18 protein-coding genes are annotated in these 20575 nt (G+C 40.3%); 11 read left to right on the forward strand and 7 right to left on the reverse strand.

Annotated features, from left to right (window positions below; genetic code table 11):
- From VB654_RS18300 to VB654_RS18310, 3 genes are all read right to left on the reverse strand, one after another.
- The coding region (locus tag VB654_RS18300; protein WP_323215234.1) for an iron-containing alcohol dehydrogenase family protein at positions 1-610 on the reverse strand (610 nt) is incomplete at its 3' end.
- Positions 611-1006: 396 nt separating this feature from the next.
- Complete coding sequence (locus VB654_RS18305) at positions 1007-1531, reverse strand: Ycf51 family protein (protein ID WP_323215235.1); 525 nt, start codon at positions 1529-1531, stop codon at positions 1007-1009.
- 207 nt (positions 1532-1738) lie between these two features.
- A complete protein-coding gene (locus VB654_RS18310) occupies positions 1739-2137 on the reverse strand; it encodes a DUF2887 domain-containing protein (protein ID WP_323215236.1) in 399 nt (132 codons plus the stop codon).
- A gap of 461 nt (positions 2138-2598) precedes the next feature.
- Here VB654_RS18310 and VB654_RS18315 point away from each other — a divergent pair, with 461 nt between their 5' ends.
- The 4 genes from VB654_RS18315 to VB654_RS18330 all read left to right on the forward strand — a co-directional run bounded on the left by VB654_RS18315 (position 2599) and on the right by VB654_RS18330 (position 8599).
- Complete coding sequence (locus tag VB654_RS18315; RefSeq protein ID WP_323215237.1) at positions 2599-3588, forward strand: AraC family transcriptional regulator; 990 nt, start codon at positions 2599-2601, stop codon at positions 3586-3588.
- Between the two features lie 168 nt (positions 3589-3756).
- Positions 3757-6333, forward strand: coding sequence for a TonB-dependent receptor (locus tag VB654_RS18320; protein WP_323215238.1), 2577 nt, complete (start codon positions 3757-3759; stop codon positions 6331-6333).
- A gap of 274 nt (positions 6334-6607) precedes the next feature.
- Positions 6608-7564, forward strand: coding sequence for an iron-siderophore ABC transporter substrate-binding protein (locus VB654_RS18325; protein WP_323215239.1), 957 nt, complete (start codon positions 6608-6610; stop codon positions 7562-7564).
- A gap of 33 nt (positions 7565-7597) precedes the next feature.
- Positions 7598-8599, forward strand: a complete 1002-nt coding sequence (locus VB654_RS18330) for a sucrase ferredoxin (RefSeq protein ID WP_323215240.1) — start codon at positions 7598-7600, stop codon at positions 8597-8599.
- A 5-nt stretch (positions 8600-8604) separates the two neighbouring features.
- On the opposite strand, the gene VB654_RS18335 is transcribed toward VB654_RS18330, so the two are convergent.
- Positions 8605-9405 (reverse strand): Rpn family recombination-promoting nuclease/putative transposase, encoded by an 801-nt coding sequence (locus VB654_RS18335; protein WP_323215241.1) that lies wholly within the window; start codon positions 9403-9405, stop codon positions 8605-8607.
- A 145-nt stretch (positions 9406-9550) separates the two neighbouring features.
- Here VB654_RS18335 and VB654_RS18340 point away from each other — a divergent pair, with 145 nt between their 5' ends.
- Together VB654_RS18340 and VB654_RS18345 are read left to right on the forward strand one after the other, a co-directional pair.
- Positions 9551-11311 (forward strand): ABC transporter ATP-binding protein, encoded by a 1761-nt coding sequence (locus VB654_RS18340; protein WP_323215242.1) that lies wholly within the window; start codon positions 9551-9553, stop codon positions 11309-11311.
- 76 nt (positions 11312-11387) lie between these two features.
- Positions 11388-13208: an ABC transporter ATP-binding protein gene (locus VB654_RS18345; RefSeq protein ID WP_323215243.1), complete on the forward strand. Its 1821-nt coding sequence runs from the start codon at positions 11388-11390 to the stop codon at positions 13206-13208.
- A 36-nt stretch (positions 13209-13244) separates the two neighbouring features.
- On the opposite strand, the gene VB654_RS18350 is transcribed toward VB654_RS18345, so the two are convergent.
- Complete coding sequence (locus VB654_RS18350; protein ID WP_323215244.1) at positions 13245-14522, reverse strand: O-antigen ligase family protein; 1278 nt, start codon at positions 14520-14522, stop codon at positions 13245-13247.
- Entirely contained in the window at positions 14519-15361 is an 843-nt protein-coding gene (locus VB654_RS18355; RefSeq protein ID WP_323215245.1) for a YaaW family protein, read from the reverse strand. Before VB654_RS18355 ends, VB654_RS18350 begins: the two co-directional genes overlap by 4 nt.
- A 194-nt stretch (positions 15362-15555) precedes the next feature.
- Here VB654_RS18355 and VB654_RS18360 point away from each other — a divergent pair, with 194 nt between their 5' ends.
- The 4 genes from VB654_RS18360 to VB654_RS18375 all read left to right on the forward strand — a co-directional run bounded on the left by VB654_RS18360 (position 15556) and on the right by VB654_RS18375 (position 19427).
- Positions 15556-16587 (forward strand): NAD(P)/FAD-dependent oxidoreductase, encoded by a 1032-nt coding sequence (locus VB654_RS18360; RefSeq protein WP_323215246.1) that lies wholly within the window; start codon positions 15556-15558, stop codon positions 16585-16587.
- A 200-nt stretch (positions 16588-16787) separates the two neighbouring features.
- Positions 16788-17615 carry an SIMPL domain-containing protein gene (locus VB654_RS18365; RefSeq protein ID WP_323215247.1) on the forward strand — a complete coding sequence of 276 codons (828 nt, stop codon included), beginning with the start codon at positions 16788-16790 and terminating at the stop codon, positions 17613-17615.
- A 249-nt stretch (positions 17616-17864) separates the two neighbouring features.
- The gene (locus VB654_RS18370) at positions 17865-18437 is read left to right on the forward strand and encodes a TetR/AcrR family transcriptional regulator (RefSeq protein ID WP_323215248.1); all 573 of its coding nucleotides are present in this window, start codon (positions 17865-17867) and stop codon (positions 18435-18437) included.
- A 54-nt stretch (positions 18438-18491) separates the two neighbouring features.
- The gene (locus tag VB654_RS18375; RefSeq protein WP_323215249.1) at positions 18492-19427 is read left to right on the forward strand and encodes an SDR family NAD(P)-dependent oxidoreductase; all 936 of its coding nucleotides are present in this window, start codon (positions 18492-18494) and stop codon (positions 19425-19427) included.
- A gap of 219 nt (positions 19428-19646) precedes the next feature.
- Here VB654_RS18375 and VB654_RS18380 read toward each other — a convergent pair whose 3' ends face one another.
- Positions 19647-19949, reverse strand: a complete 303-nt coding sequence (locus tag VB654_RS18380) for an acylphosphatase (protein ID WP_323215250.1) — start codon at positions 19947-19949, stop codon at positions 19647-19649.
- Positions 19950-20161: 212 nt separating this feature from the next.
- Here VB654_RS18380 and VB654_RS18385 point away from each other — a divergent pair, with 212 nt between their 5' ends.
- Positions 20162-20539, forward strand: a complete 378-nt coding sequence (locus VB654_RS18385; protein ID WP_323215251.1) for a DUF1823 family protein — start codon at positions 20162-20164, stop codon at positions 20537-20539.
- Positions 20540-20575: the final 36 nt, after the last annotated feature.

The raw sequence follows: 20575 nt of genomic DNA on the forward strand, positions 1-20575 counted from the left end.
TTTGTTGAGAATTGCCACTGCTAACTGATGCTTCATACCATTTAGCGATCGCATCCCCAATGCCGGCAACTAATGTCCTTTGTGGTGCAGTTTTAATCAAATCATAGTCAAGAATTAATAAGTCAGGACAGCGAGACAGCGCCACATCATAGAGGAAAGCTCCCGACTCAGAATAGACATTAGAAAGGGCAGTCCAAGCCGCACAGGTAGCTGCTGATGTGGGAATTGTCACCACTGGTAAATGTAATTGATCAGCGACTAATTTAGCTGTATCCAAGGCTTTACCACCACCGATACCAATAATTACATCGGCTTGATGTGCCTGGGCTGTTTTCTTTAAAGCTTGTAAACTAGCTTCACAGCAATCTACACCATAGTTAGATTGAGCGGTATTTTCCTTGGTTAAAATTGCTTGTAAACTCTTTTGAGCGACGCTCTGGGTCGAATTTCCGGCAATAATTAATGGACGAGTCCCTAAGCGGGTAATTTCTGCTGATGCTGTCTGCAACACATTAGAACCACGAATGATTTTTCCTGGAGCAACCGTCAGCGTCAATAATGAGCTAGAGGTTTGAGTAGACACAGTTTGAGTAGAAAGTTGATTGGGCATATAAATCTAGTTTGCCAAAATATTGATATTTCTTAATAAAATTTTAGACTTATGTCCAAGAATTTTCGTTTCCCTTGGCTTTAATCATGCCCATTCGTCTCAAATTGTGAACTACCCAATTTTTGGATATCTAAAATTTATATTTTTTCTTTGTTCGTGGTTATGTACGAATTTAGGAGAAAACTAACCACAGAGGACACTGAGTCATGAGAGTTCGAGAGGTTTTTTGCGTAAACCCCATTTTAATCTAAATTTAATGATTTTTGTATAGTATACTACAAAAAATATATGTGATTTTGGTAACAAATAAATGGTTTTTTCCCTGTAATGAAGAAAGAAACCTTGTAGAGACATTATATGGAACGTCTCTACTTTTTCAAACAGGTTTAATGAAAACTAGGAAGCAGCAGAATTAGGTAATTGATCGAATTTTTCCAAGTAAATTTCAATATCCATATCCGCATCTTCACGGTTAGCTAATGTGCGCTTGATTTGACCCAAGAAAAGCGGTACAGAAACCCCCGGTTCAGGATGAATAACAGTACGGGCGCGAATAGTGAGTTGATTGTTTCCTCGTGAACCTAAGCGACCGAAAGAATAGAGATTACTAGCCGCTTGACGTAAAGTTGCTTCTAATTCCAAGGGGGTAATATTAGGTGATGTCGCAATTACGGTTTGTGTAGAAGCATTATCATAAACGAGAGTATATTTGACTGCGCCTGGAATGACAGTGCGACTCAGAGGAACCAACGAGAGAGCAAATAAACCACCCGTTAGCACCAGCATAAAGCCAGTTGTACCTACCAGCCGAAAGCGGATACCCCATTTGAGTAAAAAAGCCAAGACTGCGATCGCAGCAAATACTAGTGTGGCAATACCCGACCATTGGGCATACTGAAGAAAGTCAGCTGTTGTAAGCATACAGATGGGCTACTTAGGCGTATTTTTGATGACCGACACACCCATTTTACCGAGTCGTTGCACTCAACGAGAGGTTTAGATCCTGACCTCTTCAAGAAGTTGGGGGTCTTTATATACGGAATCATTCACATTCCTGGCTATACAAAATAAATTCGTCTACACGGACTAACGAAAAATCAATGATAATTACTACTTTTGTTGCTCAGTTTACAGTCGTGCAGCTTTTCTAACTTCTGCAATGTCTACTTCGAGGGCTTCTGCTACCTGTTCCAAAGTTAACCCCAGCTTCAATAACCGAGGTACTGCTTCAAGTTTACCTTCGAGTTTACCTTCTTGATAAACCCTAGTTTGTTTCAAATCGCCTAATCCTAACATTGCCTGAATCTCCGCTTGACTCTTGTGAGGAAACTTATAAACAATGATTGTCTCTATTAATTCTACTAATTTTCTTCTGACCTGTTCATCAGGAACTTGTCTACTCCTCTCAATTAAACTCCGAGCTTTTACACTGGCTTGTTCTGGTGATTCCACTACCAACGTAAGAGTTCCTAAACCAATTGATTGATTAGTTAAGTCTCTCAACTCATCTAGGTAAATTACTTGCACTCGTTGTTGAGGATTATTTGCAACTTGTCTTGTGATTTCTCATCCTCCTTCTGTGTTGCGTCGCGCTGATCAGATTTTTCAGATAGATAGTATGGATATCCCTGAGTGGGTGTTTATAGAAAGGCGATCGCGGATCGCCTTTCTTTTTAGAATTAGCCGTATGTTTTTATACTCCAAAATCTCCAAGTGCAAGTTATTTCCACAATTAACAAGAATCCTTCCTATTTAAAGTCAGTAAATCTTGACCTAGATGTATCTTTTATGATGTAATTATTGCCATAAAACTGTTTAAATATGCTTGTTAGTTTCTGAATTAACCAATCATGGCCAAGCTTGACAGAACATAGCCATATATCTTTAATGTAGAGATATCAAGTTTTAGTTACACTTATTTTTATATTGCTTTTGAGAAATATTTTCTAATAGTTGCTAATCTAGTTATTAATATTACCCTCAAAAACGTGCAACTAGAAATGGCTGGTATCTTATCAATCCAAAATACGGATGAAATCTTTGAAGAAACACCTATCGACGGTAATTTACATCATTCATCTGAAAATGACATAGTTTTGAACTATTCAGAGTCTATTGCAAAAGGATACTGGCAGCGCACGTTACTACCGGATGGCATCTCTATAGATATTGAAAATAATCAACTCTTCAAGCATATTATCTTCGAGAAACCAGACGACGAGGGAAGACCGGAAATAGGTTTTCGTTTATCGGGAAACCGTAAATTGTATACAGGTGAGGTGATGCAAGGTGGTCAAAACTTCTTGTCCTTGTCGAATGTCAGTCGCGGAGGTAGAACAGAGTGGGCTAGTAATCAAAGGCACCTGAAAGTTGATATTAACCTTACGCCGGAAATGTGGGCAATGTTGATTCAGCAACACTCACAATACTTATCTCCACACCAACAACTTCCGCTTTTTGGGGCTAAAAATGCACCCTACTACGAATTACGAACCACTACACCTGTAATGCAGTCGGTGTTGTACCAAATTATTAACTGTCCCTACCGAGACTTTATCCGAGAAATTTACCTCCAAAGTAAGGCACTGGAACTGGTGGCATTGTGGCTGGCACAGGAACTAGAATATCGACAGGTTAAGAAATCTACGGTTAAACTTTCCCCAGAAGATATAGAACGTATTTACTATGCCAGAGAAATTTTGATTACTAATTTGCTTCATCCGCCAACATTGCTAGAACTCTCACGTCGAGTGGCTATGAATGAACGAAAACTGAAGCAAGGTTTTCGCCAAATATTTGGAACTACGGTTTTTGGTTACCTGCATAATCATCGCATGGAACAAGCTAAACAAATGTTGGTAGAACAAAAATTGTCTGTTGCCCAAGTAGCCCATGCTGTGGGCTATACTCACCTGAGTCACTTTGCAGCTGCCTTCAGAAAAAAAATAGGGGTAAATCCCAGTGCTTACGGAAAGTAAAAATAGTCCTTTTATGGATAAATAAAGTCCGTCTATGGATAGACGCAGTACCTACAGAAGCATCAAAATACTTGCAAGATAGTTGAAAAGTATTCCTAACTAGCAGGTGAAAACTCTAGTTTTGATGCGCTTTTTAGTGTGATGTAACTGTGGTTTGAGGGTGAGTACGTGAATCAAAAAATTTTGTATAGTCTTTGCTTAACAGGGATTGTATCCACATTGATTGTGCAGTCTGCGTCTGCTGAGGTGGTTCAGACTAAATCAGACGTTTCGCAAGAGACGCAAAAAAGACTAAGTGAACGTCTTGCAACTAAGGCAGAATTGCTGGCTCAAGTACCTAATTCCCCCACACTGGTGGAAGTAACAGGAGTGGAAGCCACTCCCACAGAGCAAGGTGTGGAGGTGATTTTACAGACAAATCAAGGACAACAGTTACAAATAACCAATCGCAGTGCCGATAATGATTTTATCGCTGATATTCCTAATGCTCAATTACGTTTACCCAGTGGCGATGAGTTCATATTCCGTTCTGAAAGCCCGAATGAGGGAATTACTGAGATAACAGTAGCAAACTTGGATGAAAATACTATCCGGGTGACGGTAGCAGGTGAAGCGGGATTACCCACTGTAGATTTATTTGATAGTGATGAAGGTCTGATTTTTAGCTTCACACCAGTTGTAACTTCTGCCCAGACCCCACAATTACCAGCAGAAGAACCAGAAAGTGAAACTCAAACAGAACAACCATCAACTCCAGACCAGCCGATTGAATTGGTGGTAACGGGTGAGCAAGATGGATACAGTGTCCCCAATGCCACAACTGCGACGAGGACGGACACACCCCTAAGAGATATTCCCCAATCAATTCAAGTGGTTCCCCGACAGGTGTTAGAGGACAGACAAATAATTCGAGCCTCAGATGCACTGCGTAATGTCAGTGGTGTGCAGAGAGGAAATACATTTGGTGGCTCATCTGAAATATTTAACATTCGCGGATTTCCACAACTTGGAGGCACTCTCCGGGATGGCTTTAGATATAGAAATAGTTTCTCTATTGCAGACACGGCAAATTTGGAAGGAATCGAAGTCCTTAAAGGGCCAGCTTCTATACTCTACGGAAATTTAGATCCTGGTGGTGTGGTTAACTACATTACCAAACAACCCCTTTCAGAGCCTTTTTATAGTGCGGGATTGCAGGTTGGAAATTTCGGTTTAGTGCGACCAACTCTTGATTTATCAGGCCCCTTAAACCCAGAACGAACAGTACTTTATCGCTTGAACACATCTTATGAGAGAGGCGGCAACTTTCGGAACTTTGACCAGGAAGTGGAAAGATTTTTTATCTCACCTGTGATCACCTGGAAGATTGGCGATCGCACTGACCTCAGATTAGAATTGGAGTATTCAAACGATAAGCGTCCATTTGATCGGGGATTAGTTGCTTTTGGTACAGGCGTTGCTGATATTCCCTTTGACCGAGTTTTGGGTGAACTAGATGAGTTTAACGAAAGAACAAATTTGTTAGCAGGATATCGATTAGAGCATCGTTTCAACGATAACTTGACGCTCCGCAATCGGTTTAGATACTCTTTGTATGAAGAAACTTCTAATCAAACCGAATTAATTAGACTCAACGAAACTACTGGGGATCTAGCTAGAGAATTTAATAGTAATCTAACGCAATTAAGAAGTTATGAATTACAAACCGATCTAGTAGGAAAGTTGGCAACAGGGTCAATCCAGCATACCCTATTATTTGGTGTTGATCTATCTTGGTCGACAAACCCGTTCACATTTTTTGGGGAATTAGGTCCTTCTTCCATCATTAATATCTTTAATCCTGTTTATGGACTGGCTTCTCGACCTAGTAGAGATGAATTTCCATTTGTATTTCCTTTTGAAACTCGAACCAATACTTTTGGCTTGTTTCTGCAAGATCAAATTACCCTATCTGAAAACTTAAAACTACTGGTAGGTGGACGCTTTGACACTATCGGTCAAAGCTCTACTAATGATGAACGAGACGACCAAGCCTTTACTCCACGAGTAGGCATAGTCTATCAACCGATTGAGCCAATTTCTCTGTACACCAGTTTCAGTAGATCATTTCAACCCAACTCTGGAACTCGTGTAGATGGCTCGCTGCTGGAACCAGTGCGCGGTACGCAGTATGAAGTGGGTGTTAGAGGTGAGTTTCTTGATGGTAGGTTGATTACAAATCTAGCTGCTTATGAAATCACTAGGAGTAATCTTGCCATTACTGACCCAGATAATCCAAATTTCTCCATTCCATCAGGAGAGCAAAGAAGCCGGGGAGTTGAGTTGGATGTCACCGGACAAATTCTGCCAGGATGGAATTTGATTGCGTCCTACGCCTACACAGATGCCAGAGTTACCAAAGATAACAACCTACAGCCAGGTAATTTACTTGATGGTGTGCCGTTTAATTCAGCTAGTTTATGGTCAACTTATGAGATTCAAACAGGTGATTTTCAAGGCTTAGGATTTGGCTTAGGTTTATTTTATGTGGGTGAACGCCAAGGTGATTTGAATAACTCTTTTCAAGTGCCTAGTTATGTCCGTACTGATGCCAGTATATTTTATCGACGAGATAACTGGCGGGCTGGTATTAACATTAATAACCTTTTCAATGTCGATTATATCGAAGCTACTGGCCAGCGCCGGACTCGCATTGACCCTGGTGCGCCGCTCACGGTAAGAGGAACGGTGTCAGTGGAGTTTTAAAAATACACACACATTTGGGTGTCAGGTGTGGGGAATTAAGAAGTTATTGAACACATGAACATACTAAAATTCAATTTTCTTCAACACTACACCCAACACCCTGCCCTAACGAGATTTCGGCTTATCTTCGTGCCATTCGGACTAGGGGTAAGGTTTTGATATGTATCTCATGCACCTAGTAAATGCTATATTTTCTCAATACTCTGTAAATAAAGTTATATCAGTTAAATAAATGAAGTATTGGCTCAGACATCTTAAACTATTGCTAATCTCAATGTGTTCACTAATTTTAGTAGTCGCCTGCAATAGTAGTACACCTCAAATCAATACCAATCAAATAAATACCAATCAAACACCTACAAGTAAACCTTCAGATTGCCGGGTAATTAATCATGATGGGGGAGAAACAGAAATTTGCGGAGAACCCCAAAAAATTGCGGCATTGGGTCCACCCATGTTAGATATTTTGTTATCTTTAGGAGTGCAAGCTGCGGGTTATTCAGAAGTGCGTTTAATCAACAAAAAAGTATTTGATAACCCTAGTGAGCAGATTCCTTATCTAGGAGATTTAGTGACTAATCAACCCGTGAATTTAGGCGCTCGCAATAATCCTTCTATAGAAGCATTTGTGCAACTCCAACCTGATTTAATCATAGGTGAAGATGGGAACATCAAGAAAAAATACAAACTATTTTCCAGCATTGCACCAACGGCATTTTTTGTAAATGAAGGAAAATTAGATTGGAAAACCACGATTAAGGCAATTGCACCAGCACTAAACAGAGAAGAAAAAGCACAACAAGTACTTGCATCCTATAATCAACTTGTAGAAAAAGCTAAAAAACAATTAGCACCATTGATATCAGGAAAAACTATTATTGTTCTAGGCTGGTCAAGAACTTTGAATCGATCATTTATTTTTCCGGAAACTTTTATTACTAGGTTATTAGAGGATTTAGGCTTTAAAACTATTGTAGGAGAAGCAAACAGATCTAGCATCTCAATTGAAGCTATAGCAAACCTGAAAACTGATTACATTTTAGTAATGAAGGAGGAAAATAACACTATTGATGATGCGAAACAGCAGTGGGAAGAAAATTCTATTATGAGTTTAATTCCCGCCGTTCAAGCTGGAAACATTCATTTTATGGATTTTCAACTTGTTCGCATTCGCGGACCAATTGCGACTGAAATAATTATCAATCAAATTCTGCAAATGTTGCAAACTTAAAAACACCAGCCGTTTTCTGTATTAGAAGTAATCATGAATATCTCAACCCAAAAGACTCACAACAATTGTCGTTTTTGTTCTGAGATTTCCCAAGCTAACGGTGAAGACCCCATTGGTTCAGCGAATAACGCCGAACAATACTTAATTATTGAAGTTGCACAACCTTGGCCAGATAACATTTGGATAAACCCTAACTCCATACCACAGGATGTATTAGACCCGTTACAATTTATTTGGAGAAATGGTGGGTTAATTCGACCACTAGCGATCGCACCAGACAAAGAATACTCCCATCCAGGTTATACTCGTGTATTCTACTATCGCCGACCAGCAAAATTTTTTGCTCAATTTGAGAAACATGAGTTTATCATACCTCATACTTTACTGAGTTCTTTGGCATTAGCTTTACTTGAAAATCCCGAAGAATTAGCAAACTTTGGGCAATATCGCCAACAAACAAATCACATTCGAGAAATACTCGTTTGCAACCACGGCAATGTAGATGCGGCTTGTAGTAGATTTGGTTATCCAATTTATCAAAAATTACGTTCTGAATACACTGCTGCAAATAATAATAATTTACGTTTTTGGCGATGTAGTCATTTTGGTGGACACGAATTTGCACCTACCTTAGTTGACTTACCCCAAGGACAATATTGGGGTCATTTAAAGCCAGATATTTTAGATTTATTAGTCCGACGTAATGGTTCAGTCAAAGAACTGTATCCATACTATCGAGGCTGGGGTGGTTTATCTTTCTTTGAACAAATTGCCGAACGAGAAATTTGGATGCAAGAAGGTTGGAAATGGCTGGAATATCACAAAGTAGGTCAAATTTTAGCAAGTGATGAAATTAAAGAAGAATGGGCAGATGTTCGCATTGATTACACTACAGCCGATGGAAATATTAGCAGTGCATATCAAGCCAGGGTGGATGTAAAAGGTTCGGTTATGACAGCCTGGAAATCAGGAGCAAACCCAACTTTAGAGGAAGTTAAGCAGTATCAGGTTAGTAGTCTAGTGAAATTGGCATAAAAAAATTAGACCCGTGCAGCTTTTCTAACTTCTGCAATGTCTAATTCCAGTGCTTCTGCTACCTGTTCCAAAGTTAACCCCAACTTCAATAACCGAGGTACTGCTTCAAGTTTACCCTCAAGTTTACCCTCAACACGCCCCTGACGCTCTCCGTCTTCTAAGCCTTCTTGATAAACCCTAGTTTGTTTCAAATCGCCTAATCCTAACATTGCCTGAATCTCCGCTTGACTCTTGTGAGGAAACTTATAAACAATGATTGTCTCTATTAATTCTACTAATTTTCTCCTGACCTGTTCATCAGGAACTTGTCTACTCCTCTCAATTAAACTCCGAGCTTTTACACTGGCTTGTTCTGGTGGTTCCACTACCAACGTAAGAGTTCCTAAACCAATTGATTGATTAGTTAAGTCTCTCAACTCATCTAGGTAAATTACTTGCACTCGTTGACTTTCAAAAAACTCCCAATAGCGTATCGGGATACCAGGATCAAGGCGGCGACTCATCCAAATCACAGTTCCCCGCCAATCATTACGTATTTCCGTCTTATCCAGATACATAAAAATTTCCGTGAGGAGACGGGAATAAAGTCCCGTATCAGGTTGAAACTGAAATTCAGTGAAATGAATCGGACGTTCTAAATCTGGCTGTTTGGGTAAAAATGCCCCATCAATCCGAAAAGTCGTTTGCTTGACTTCTACTGATAAAAATTCATAGGCTTCCGCTTCCACTGGTGATTGACCAAGTAATTCAAAGAAAATGCCAGGAAACGTTTTGAATAGTCGATAGAGAATTGAATCAGTTTTCACTTGCTCAAAAAAAGCAACAAAGATCAATACATATATCAAGATATATTCGCATGAGATAGGCATAATTAAGCGTAAAATACGATAATTAGTTGAAAATTATGCTCTTTTGTCCTCCACAATCCGCCTTGCTGATCGCTAAAGCTTTATGAAAATTGGATTACGGCAATATTGGAATTTACTTGTTGATTATCTTCAACCCCAAAAGGGTAGGGTTATTAAGTTTGCGATCGCACTTCTGGCCAGCATCGGACTACAATTAGTCAATCCCCAAATTCTGCGTTATTTTATTGACACAGCCGCAGCTGGTGGTTCTGGGCAAAACTTACTCCTAGCCGCGCTACTATTTTTAGGTGTAGCTTTAGTTACGCAACTAATTACAATTGCTGCCACCTACTACGGTGAAAACGTCGCCTGGAGAGCCACCAACGCCTTACGTGCTGACTTAGTTGAGCATTGTTTGCAACTAGACCTATCCTTTCATAAATTCTCCACACCCGGTGAATTACTAGAGAAAGTAGACGGTGATGTTCACACTTTGTCGCAATTCTTCTCCAAATTTACCATTTACATCTTGGGCAATTTGCTTTTGATGTCTGGTGTGATTGTAGTGCTATTTGCCGAAGATTGGCGGGCTGGGATTGCGATCGCCTTTTTTAGTGTGACAGCATTAGGAACTTTAATTCGTCTGCGTTCCATAGCCGTTCCCTATTGGAGAACTTACCGCCAAGTCAGTGCTGATTTCTTTGGTTTTGTCGGTGAACAACTCGCCGGGATAGAAGACGTGCGAGCCAATGGAGGCAAAAGCTATGTCATGCAACGCTTCCACAAAATTTTGCAAGGTTGGTTGCCCGTATTTCATCAAGCCCGCTTTGCCAGCACTATTCTTTGGGGTACAACTAGCGGTATGTTTACATTAGGAACTGCGATCTCCTTAGGTGTCGGTGCTTACCTTTGGAATAAAAATATTATTACTATCGGCACAGTATATATACTGTACTATTACACCAACTTACTCAGCGAACCGATTGAACAAATTCGCAACCAATTTGAAGTCCTCCAACAAGCAGAAGCCAGTATTTCCCGTATTCAAGACTTATTACAAGTCAAATCCCAACTTAGTGCAGGAGGGGAACAAAGACTTCCTCAAGGCGCACTTTCCGTAACTTTTGATCACGTCTCATTTAGCTACAATGACCGGAAATCGGAAGAGGGGGATTTAGTACTGCAAGACATATCCTTTAATTTACCTGCTGGACAACTATTAGGTTTATTGGGGCGAACAGGTAGCGGTAAATCTTCCTTAGCGCGGTTATTACTGAGATTGTATGACCCACAATCAGGCTCAATTCACTTAGGAGGTATGCCAATTAACCAGACTCTTCTCACAGACTTACCTCAAAAAGTGGGATTAGTCACTCAGGATGTACAACTGTTTCAAACTACAGTTCGCAATAATCTCACCTTTTTTAACTCAGAAATTAGCGATGAACGCATCTATGAAGCCTTAGAAATATTAGGATTATCACAATGGTTGCATTCATTACCCCAAGGCTTAGATACAAACTTGGGGCCAGATAGTAGCGGCTTATCTGCGGGACAAGCGCAGTTACTCGCTTTTACGCGCGTCTTTCTCAAAAACCCTGGTTTAGTCATATTAGATGAAGCCTCCTCTCGCCTCGACCCCATGACAGAAAGACTGATTGCAAAGGCTGTAGATAAATTATTAACCGGGCGTACAGGCATTATTATTGCTCATCGTTTAGCCACAGTACAAAAAGCCAATCAAATCTTGATTTTAGATCAAGGTCGAGTTAGTGAATATGGTCAATGTGAAGAATTAGTTAAAAATTCTCAATCGCGGTTTGCCCAATTATTACAAACTGGATTAGCTGATTTACTCATCTAACACCATTCTCATTCATTCTTTCCTATTCACAAGAGGTTTGGAGTGAGATTTCCCAACTTAACAAGTATGAACCATCATGAATTCAACAAAAAAGCCCAAACATTGGCAATTATTATGGCAACTTATTCGCTACAAACCAAAACTATACATAATTGATAGTATCTACTGGATCTTAATCATGGGTTCGCCAGCTCTACCTGGCTTAATTATCCGAGAATTTTTCAACCGTTTGACAAACGAGACACAATTAGGATTATCACCTATAAGTTTAATTGTATTATTACTAGTACTGAACTTAGTATATCTCGTAGTTATATTTGCCGGGCGAGTTACTAAAACCCAGCACCGTTTTCTGATGCGGTCGTTACTACGACATAATTTATTAGATCAGCTTTTTAAAAATCCCACAGCACGTCCAATGATTGTTAATCAAGACGTTCAAAAAACTGTTTCTCAAGGAGAAATAATTAGTTATTTTCGTGATGATGCTGAACAAATAGAAGACAATGTTGCTTGGATATCAGAAGTTTCAGGACAAGGCATATTTGCAGTTTTTTGCTTGGGAATTTTATTAAGTATTAATGTGCAGATGACAGTGTTTGTATTTCTGCCATTAGTAGGGATGATAAAAATTATTGACAGTGCGGAAACTCGGATTAAAAAGTATAGAAAAGCCAGCCGCCAAGCCACTGCAAAAGTTACAGGAATTTTAGGGGAAATATTTGGTTCAGTTCAAGCGATTAAAGTAGCGGGGGCGGAAAAAAATGTGTTGGATTATTTTCGTACTTTAAATGACCAACGCCGCCAAACAATGGTTAAGGAGAGTTTATTTAATGCTATTCTCAGTTCTTCCTTTCAAAATATGGTGAATTTGGGGACAGGCATAATTTTGCTCCTGGCCTCTCAATTAATGCAGAGTGGTGGTAAGCAGTTAACAATAGGTGACTTTGCTTTATTTATCTATAACCTCTTTTTTGTGACGAACTTTTTTACTGGTGTTGGTGGTTTTATGGCGTTGTCTAAGCACGCAGAAGTGTCTTTTGATCGGATGGCTAGTTTAGTATCTGGTGCATCAGAAGATATATTAGTAGCCCCCAATCAACTTTATCTGAATGACCTGAATGGTCGCCAGAAAGATTTACCAGAAATAGAACAACCTTCGAGGAATGAGGGAGATCATCTCCAATCTTTGAGAGTTTCTCATCTAACTTATATTTATCCTGGTACGAACCAAGGAGTTATAGATATTAGCTTTGAAATTCAGCGTGGTAGTTTAACTGTAATTACTGGTCATATTGGTTCTGGCAAAACTACATTACTGCGACTATTATTAGGATTATTACATAAACAAGATGGGTGTATTTATTGGAATGGGAATATTATAGAAAATCCTGAAAGTTTCTTTGTTCCACCTCGCAGTGCTTATACTCCCCAAATTCCTCAGTTATTTAGCTATACCCTGCGCGAAAATATTTTGTTGGGGTTGTCTAAAAGTGAGGCGGATATCGCCACAGCTTTAAATATGGCTGTGTTTGAACAAGATTTAGCAACTATGAATGAAAGTTTGGAAACTTTAGTTGGTTCCAAAGGCGTGCGGCTTTCCGGTGGACAAATGCAACGAGTAGCAGCAGCGCGAATGTTTATCCGCAAACCGGAATTATTAGTATTTGATGACCTTTCCAGCGCTTTGGATGTGGAAACAGAATTGGCATTATGGTCGCGGATATTTGTTGATAGCACTGAACAGGGGAAAAATCCTTGGACACCAACTTGTCTTGTAGTTTCTCATCGCCCTGCTGTGTTGCGTCGCGCTGATCAGATTATTGTGATGAAAGCGGGTAGAGTGGAAAAAAAAGGTACGTTTGCTGAGATTTTTAGCCATGAACAAGCTAATTGATTTCTCTGGGTTTTACATTTATTCAGCAAACCCTACTTACGGGTGTACTTTAGATGCGTTTGCCTGTACAACTCCCCCAAGTGCAGAAAACAAAAACCACGAAATTGTATTCAGGCGGAAGTCAAATAAAGTGACATCTACGGTATTGAATATCACCCATTGTAAAATGACAACAATAAAACTAAACAAGATCAATCTATCTTTTTTGTCTAGATAGTCAGATTTTTGCCACAATTGCACGCCTCCAAACCATATCCAAGCAAGACAGCCAAAAAATAAAAGTGCGCTCGGTAAACCACTTTCAGCCGATAGCATCAAAAATAAGTTGTGGGGATGACCTAAATCAATTTGCATCTGTGCTTTGTAGAGGCCGCTGAAACTGCGTAATCCCCAACCTGTCCAGGGGCGCTGTTGAGTCAAAGACCAAGCAAACTCCCATTGAGTGGTTCGCATTAAAGCTACTGGTCTATCTGGATACATTTGATCATTTAACCGCGCCCAAAAGTATGCGGGAACAAAGCGGCGAAAGGTTTCTGCAATTGGTGAGGGTGCGAAAGCTGCTAATAGGACGCTAGTAATTACACCGACAACGCTAGCAATAATCAGATGCCAACCTTGGTAAAGTGCATAAGCTAAACAAGCAACGATCGCGATCGCCCAACCATTACGCGAGTCAGTTAAAATCAGAGCGATAAAGCTGGTAATTACTAACACCGTTAACAGAATTGTGGAAATTTTGGATCTTGATTGCCATTGTTCTAACAATAACCCTAATCCAAAAGTGAAGGCGATCGCTAAATAAGCCGCAAACAGATTGGCGTGCATGAAAATAGAAGCCATGCGTCCAGGCGGCACTCCTCCAGAGACGAGTTCTAAATCTAAGAAAATCCACAAAACTTGTAACCGAAAAGTCCATCCCCAAAACATCTGCCCCAAGCCTATAATCACCACAGGTACAGAACCAATGACGAAAATTTTCGCTATTTGCCGTAATTGGGCAGTGGTTTGAATCAGGTTGCTAAGTCCAGCAAAACCTATAAAAAATGGTAATAAATTAAATAATCCCAAAAAAGCCTGTGTTTTGTCATCGGCAACACTACAACTAATAATCAGTAATACACTTAAAAGAGCAAATCCCCAGTTAAAGGGACAGTGGATAATATTGCGGTATTGTAGTTGGTAAGTTCTTAATGCTGCCAAAAATATACTCACACCCCCTACCAACGGACTCAGTGGAAAAATTAAGAGTCCAATCTGAGTAACATTCCAAGGGGTTTGTAAACGAGGGTTGGGATGGTCAATAGCTAACTTCAAGCTGGCTCCCAATATTCAGTACGGGTGAGACGAATTTGTGCTAAAGCAAATATAGTGGGAATAATGCGACCATAGTTAGTAGCGATCGCTCTCCATCCTAAATCTGCAAAAAACCAAGTCCACATGACTGGACCAATAAACGTGAAAACGCTCCTCACAGCCCCATAACGAGCCGCATTCATTGTCATGCCCCGTCGCGCCATTTGTAGAGCTACATAGCTTTTAAATTGCGTTGTAGCTGCTTGTGAACCTGCGATTGCGGTCTGTTTAGCTACTTGATATTTAGCAAAATGGATCGCAAATTGCCTGGCTATTTGTTGCAAAACCAAGGGCTGAAGAATCGAAGTAACAGCTAAGGCGCTACCACCTTTCACAAGTAATCCCAAGGGGTCACGCTGTAATAATAATGGTAGGGGTTGTTTTAAGTCTGACTGGGACAGTTGACGTTGCACCTGCTGATTTAATTTTTGCTTCTCATTTTCCGGCAATTTTTTCCACACTTGTCCTAAGAGATGTAAAAATAATTCAGCTTCTAAATCAACGGTTGTCAGTTGCTCAGAATAAGGAATTTTTAGATACTTACATACTTGAATTAATGCTTGGCGGTAAGTGACTTGACTTGTACGCCCCCGTAATACAGTCATGCCGTCTGCTGCTAAAAACCGAAATCGATTTTCTAATGTATCTAACCAAGCCTTGTGATTTTGACTTTGAACCTCTATTGGTTCAGGTGTCTGAACATAATCTAGAGGATTAAATTTTCGACTAAACAGAATTGCGGTTAAATCTTGCAATTCCTCTTCTGTTGCTAATTCCAGCGCCGCCCTCAGTTCATCCAATTTCCCTTCCTCTCTGCGTGCAGGCTTTATGTACTTTATTCTACTATTAGCAGTCATTGGTTATTGGTCATTGGTTATGAGTATCCTGACTCACGAATCAATTATGACCAATAGTTCCTTAGTGCTACAAGCCCCCAGATTTATCTGGGGATGAAACAAAAATCTCAAATCTCAAATCTCAAATCTCAAATTGTATGACTGATATTGTCATAATTGGTGCCGGAATTGCTGGTTTAATATGCGCCCAAAGGTTAACTGAGGCTGGATATTCGGTGTTAGTTTTGGAAAAGTCCCGTGGTTTGGGGGGACGACTGGCTACACGTCGATTATATGGAACTTGGGCAGATCATGGGGCGTGTTATTTAAAACCTAAAGGTGAGTTATTGGGAAATTTTGTGCAATTGTTACGCGATCGCCATATTTTAGAACTGTGGGCAAATCCGACTCAACCCGATTCAGCACCCCGCTACATTGTACCTGCTGGTATGAGTGCGATCGCTAAGTTTCTCGCTCAAGGTTTACAAATCCAACTCAATCAACTGGTTACAGCGATTCACCCCACACCCGAAAATAGTTGGTGTCTGACTTTAGAAAGTAACGCCGAATTAACAGCTAAAGCCTTAGTTTTAGCCATCCCAGCCCCCCAAGCTTTGACACTGTTAGCACCATTGGGAGAAACTGTATTAGGTAGAGAATTTATCGACAATTTGAGTTCTGTAAAATTTTACCCTTCTGTAAGTGCGATCGCGGGATATGCTGCCACATCCCAACCGCTACCAGCTTGGAACGACCAAAAATTTACAGATGACGCTATTCTGGGATGGATTGGGTTAGATAGTAGCAAACGTCCCCACCCCCAGCAACCTGTATTTGTCTTGCAAAGTAGCGCTAAATTTGCCGAACTGCATTTAGAAAACCCAGATTTACAACCAGTGGGAAAAAATATGTTGCAACAAGCCGCCCAGAGGTTAGCGCTTCCCTGGTTAGAAACCCCAGAGTGGATGCAAGTACATCGCTGGCGTTACGCTTTTCCTAGTCTTCCTTGGTCACATCCTGTATTATCTGCTCAAGCTTCCATACCTTTAGTCTGTTGTGGTGATTGGTGTGGTGGCTATCTTGCCGAAGACGCAATGATGTCAGGACTTGCTGCATCTGTGGAAATTAATAATTATCTCTACCAACTACCTCTACCCAATTTGGATTTTTTTCAATTATTTGCCACATAATCGTATCTATCGCTAGATGGGTTTAATAGAGGGAAGTCCAGCGACCTGGACTAATGAAAAAATGACAAATTAGAAGATTGAAGAGTTGTAAAAAAATCATACTTTTTTAATGTTTGAAAATTCACTGTGGTCTGTAGAAAATGTCCACTTTTAGGGTGTAAACTGTTACAGTTACCAGCTTCAAAGTGAATCTCTACAACATGAAAAAAATCACTACGTTAATACTGATGGGTGCTACTATAGCTGCCGGTGTAGGAGCATTAACACCGAGAACTGTGAACGCCCAATTGTTTTATCCACCAGCCAGCGATCGCAATACCTTGATGGTCATTGGTCAAGGGATAGTAAAAGTGCCAGCAGATACAGCCGATATTGAATTATTCATCAGTGGTGATAGTATTGATAATGAGTTAGAAATGCAAGAATTTTCTTTACTGGCCAACCGCACTATATCTTCATCCCATCAAAAATCAACAGCCCCCATTTCCTACCAAGCATCTTTGATCAGCAAAAACAACTTAACCCAAGCTAGTCTGAAGCCTGTAGTAGATAGCCTCGTCGCCAAAGGTATTAAAGCTGATAACATTAAAGTGCAAATTAGCAGTGATTCTCGTAAAAATCAAGCCAAAATGCTCGTCAGGTTAGACAAACCAACGAGTGATCAAGTCCGAGATATTATTGCCACAGCCAACGCAGCGACGAGCAAACTTGAGAATGTGAGTATCGAGGATGTTAGTGTTAATTATGAAGTAAATGACTGTCAGGCTTTGCAAAGTTCAGCTTATCAATCCGCCATGAAAGATGCTCAAAGTCGCGCTCAAGCCTTAGCAACAGCTATGGGTGTTAAACTTGGTGGTGCTTCTGTAGCCGAGCCGTTTTACTCAATGTTTTATCCTTCATGTAATTCTAAAGGAGGACTGCCTTTACCCTCTTTTGGTGGGTTGTTATCCTCACCATCTGGCAATGCAGATGCTCCGGCAGAAATAGAAATGAAAAAGGATATTTTTGTCACATACACGGTGCAGTAATGTATGAGGCGATCGCGCTGTTTCCTAGATGAGAATTAGAGTGCGATCGCAGTTTTTCTATATTATTTATATTGACTCAGTATAGGACTCCTATTGGAATTTTGATAGCTGGCGTGGCGTAGGCCATGCAAAACGACCTATACCTTGATTCCTTCTTCCCTGTTCCCTGTCCCCTGTTCCCGCCCCCAAGGGGTTTGTCAAATTGAGCTTCACTTGTCAATAAACGAATGTTAGTTTATTATAGAAACCATGAGGCACAAAGACGATAAAAAAAGTCAGGCCATCTGTGATGCGGCAATCGAACTGATTACTGCCAATGGTTTTGCTGATACTTCGATGTCGAAGATTGCCAAAACCGCGAATGTCTCGCCAGCGACCATATATGTCTATTTTGAAAACAAAGAAAACCTTCTCAATAGAATATATGTGTTGGTGAAACAAGAAATGAGTGCAGAAATGTTGAAAGGTATCAACCAGAACCTATCCGTGGAGAAAGCCTTTAAAATGATCTGGAATAATTATTATAAATACGCAATTAAAAATCCGGTCAGATTTGCTTTTACGGAGCAATTTGCTAACTCACCGATGGTTGACCGCATTTGCAAAGATGAAGGTTTGAGCTATTTTAAGCCAATGCTAGATTTATTCAATCGCGGTAAAGAGGAAAAAGTTTTTAAGGATATTTCCCTGGAAATTTTTACCGCTTTTACCTTTGTACCTCTGACTGGATTGATCAAAGAGCATTTTAGTGGTGCTTTGATTTTGGACGAAAAAATGTTAGAAACCACCTACAAGATTGCGTGGGATGCAATAACGAATTAATTCTTTTTTTGAGATTTAATTAAACGAATGTTCGATTAATTAGGAGAAAATAAAATGAAAAATGAAAAATGGAACGCGGAAAATATTCTGAGTCAAAAAGGAAGAGTAGCAATTGTAACGGGTTCGAGTAGCGGTATTGGTTATGAAACGGCGAGGGTTTTAGCTAATAAACAAGCGTCTGTAATCATTGCGGTTCGACATTTGGACAAAGGAAACAAGGCATTGGCAAAAATTTTGCAACAGAATAAAGATGCCGACGTAAAGGTGATGGAACTTGATTTGGCGAATTTAGCATCAGTTAAAAATTTCGCGGAAAACTTTCAGAAAAATTATTTGCGTCTGGATTTACTGATTAATAATGCGGGTGTGATGATTCCGCCGTATTCAAAAACAACCGACGGTTTTGAATTGCAGTTCGGCACTAATCATCTCGGACATTTTGCTTTGACGGGACAGCTTTTAGAACTTTTAATTAGCACCGAAGGCTCACGAATCGTTAATGTTTCGAGCGGCGCACATAGTATGGGCAAGATAGATTTTGATGATTTAAATTGGGAGCAGAGAAGTTATGCTAAATGGAAAGCCTACGGCGACAGCAAACTTGCCAACCTCTATTTTACCTACGAACTCGACCGAAAATTAAAAGATAACGGTATCGACACAGTTGTAACCGCATCGCATCCAGGCTGGGCGGCAACCGAATTGCAGAGAACTGCGGGTAACATTATGGAATATCTTACCGGCATCTTTGCTCAAGACATTACAATGGGTGCATTACCGACTCTGCGGGCGGCCATCGAACCAGGCTTAAAAGGCGCAGAATATTTCGGTCCCAATGGATTTATGGAAATTCGCGGCTATCCCATAAAAGTTGAATCAAACGAGTTATCCAAAGACCAAGCGATCGCCAAAAAACTATGGGTTTTATCAGAAAAACTAACCAATGTGAAATTTGAATTTAATACAAAGACGCAAAGCGCGGGCAAATAAGAAAACCTTTGTCTACTGTCTGTCTCTATTCCTTGGTCTATAAGGTTATATTGCTAATTTAACTCGCCAAGATGGAGAAGAGTTTCTCGCCATAGCACCAAAAATTACCGCTAGGTATAAAAGTCTTGTCGTGGAGGCAGGGAAGAGGGAGCAGGGAACGGTGAACAATTTCAGCAATCATTAACGGGTATATGAATAAACTTGCCCTTACCAACTCAACTACTCAAAGCGCCTGACTTCAAACCCCCGCAAACCTTCAGGTTTTTCATACTCAACCACCACCTCTTTCACCACCGCAGCCGGGGGGCCAGTATGGCACCAGCGCACCATTTCTTCAACAATCACCCTCGCCCCTTCAAAAACTGCCTCTACACGGTTATCAGGCAGATTCCTTACCCAACCTGTTAAACCCAACTGACTAGCTGTATCGACAGTTGCATAGCGATAGCCTACCCCCTGTACTCGACCGGAAATCAATACATGGGCGCGGACTACCTTGGGCAGTGATGTAGAATTGGGCATAGACCAGTCAATGCTTTACGATTTCCAGTCTACCTGTTTTGAGGACACACAACCGACTTTTTCCTGAAAACACCTGTAGTTTTGGCGGATAATTTTTTCATTAGGTGTAAAAAGGGATAAAATCATCTTTACTGTAGGGTTCGATCAAAGTGAGTCTAACTGCTTGCCAAAAGCATATTTTTTATACATCAATTGTCAAATTTTAATCACTTATGTCTAATTTGCCACCATTAAATGCAGCCACAATCTGGGCAATTCTTAATGATCAAATTGATGATGCCACCGTCAATCAACTAGTATGGCACTATTTAGGCTATCGCTATGACTCTGCAACTGATAAATGGAATAATAGCCAAGTTTCATCAGAATGGCGAAATGAGTACCCAGAACCACCTAATTTTCTTGATAGTCGCCCAGCAACAGTCAAATTAACTCGTTCTATTCCTAAAGAAAATAAACAAATAGCAAAAGAAAAACTGGGTTTTAAAGGTTACAAAATTGGTGAGTTTAGTCCCAGAGAGACTCGTAGAGCCACAGCCGCAAATTGGTTATTAAGTTATTTGCAAGAAACTAACGGCAAAATAGAGTAAATTTAGCAGAAGAAATTACAAATCATTTTATTTAAA

This window comes from Nodularia sp. UHCC 0506 (assembly GCF_034931045.1).
In the GTDB taxonomy this organism is placed as follows: Bacteria; Cyanobacteriota; Cyanobacteriia; order Cyanobacteriales; family Nostocaceae; genus Nodularia.

What these genes read in the sequence shown, in the direction of transcription:
- VB654_RS18330 (WP_323215240.1), top strand. Translation starts at nt 7,598, where the DNA reads ATGAATATCTCAACCCAAAAGACTCACAACAATTGTCGTTTTTGTTCT.
- VB654_RS18360 (WP_323215246.1), top strand. Translation starts at nt 15,556, where the DNA reads ATGACTGATATTGTCATAATTGGTGCCGGAATTGCTGGTTTAATATGC.
- VB654_RS18385 (WP_323215251.1), top strand. Translation starts at nt 20,162, where the DNA reads ATGTCTAATTTGCCACCATTAAATGCAGCCACAATCTGGGCAATTCTT.
- VB654_RS18370 (WP_323215248.1), top strand. Translation starts at nt 17,865, where the DNA reads ATGAGGCACAAAGACGATAAAAAAAGTCAGGCCATCTGTGATGCGGCA.
- VB654_RS18340 (WP_323215242.1), top strand. Translation starts at nt 9,551, where the DNA reads ATGAAAATTGGATTACGGCAATATTGGAATTTACTTGTTGATTATCTT.
- VB654_RS18375 (WP_323215249.1), top strand. Translation starts at nt 18,492, where the DNA reads ATGAAAAATGAAAAATGGAACGCGGAAAATATTCTGAGTCAAAAAGGA.
- VB654_RS18380 (WP_323215250.1), bottom strand. Translation starts at nt 19,949, where the DNA reads ATGCCCAATTCTACATCACTGCCCAAGGTAGTCCGCGCCCATGTATTG.
- VB654_RS18365 (WP_323215247.1), top strand. Translation starts at nt 16,788, where the DNA reads ATGAAAAAAATCACTACGTTAATACTGATGGGTGCTACTATAGCTGCC.
- VB654_RS18345 (WP_323215243.1), top strand. Translation starts at nt 11,388, where the DNA reads ATGAATTCAACAAAAAAGCCCAAACATTGGCAATTATTATGGCAACTT.
- VB654_RS18305 (WP_323215235.1), bottom strand. Translation starts at nt 1,531, where the DNA reads ATGCTTACAACAGCTGACTTTCTTCAGTATGCCCAATGGTCGGGTATT.
- VB654_RS18325 (WP_323215239.1), top strand. Translation starts at nt 6,608, where the DNA reads ATGTGTTCACTAATTTTAGTAGTCGCCTGCAATAGTAGTACACCTCAA.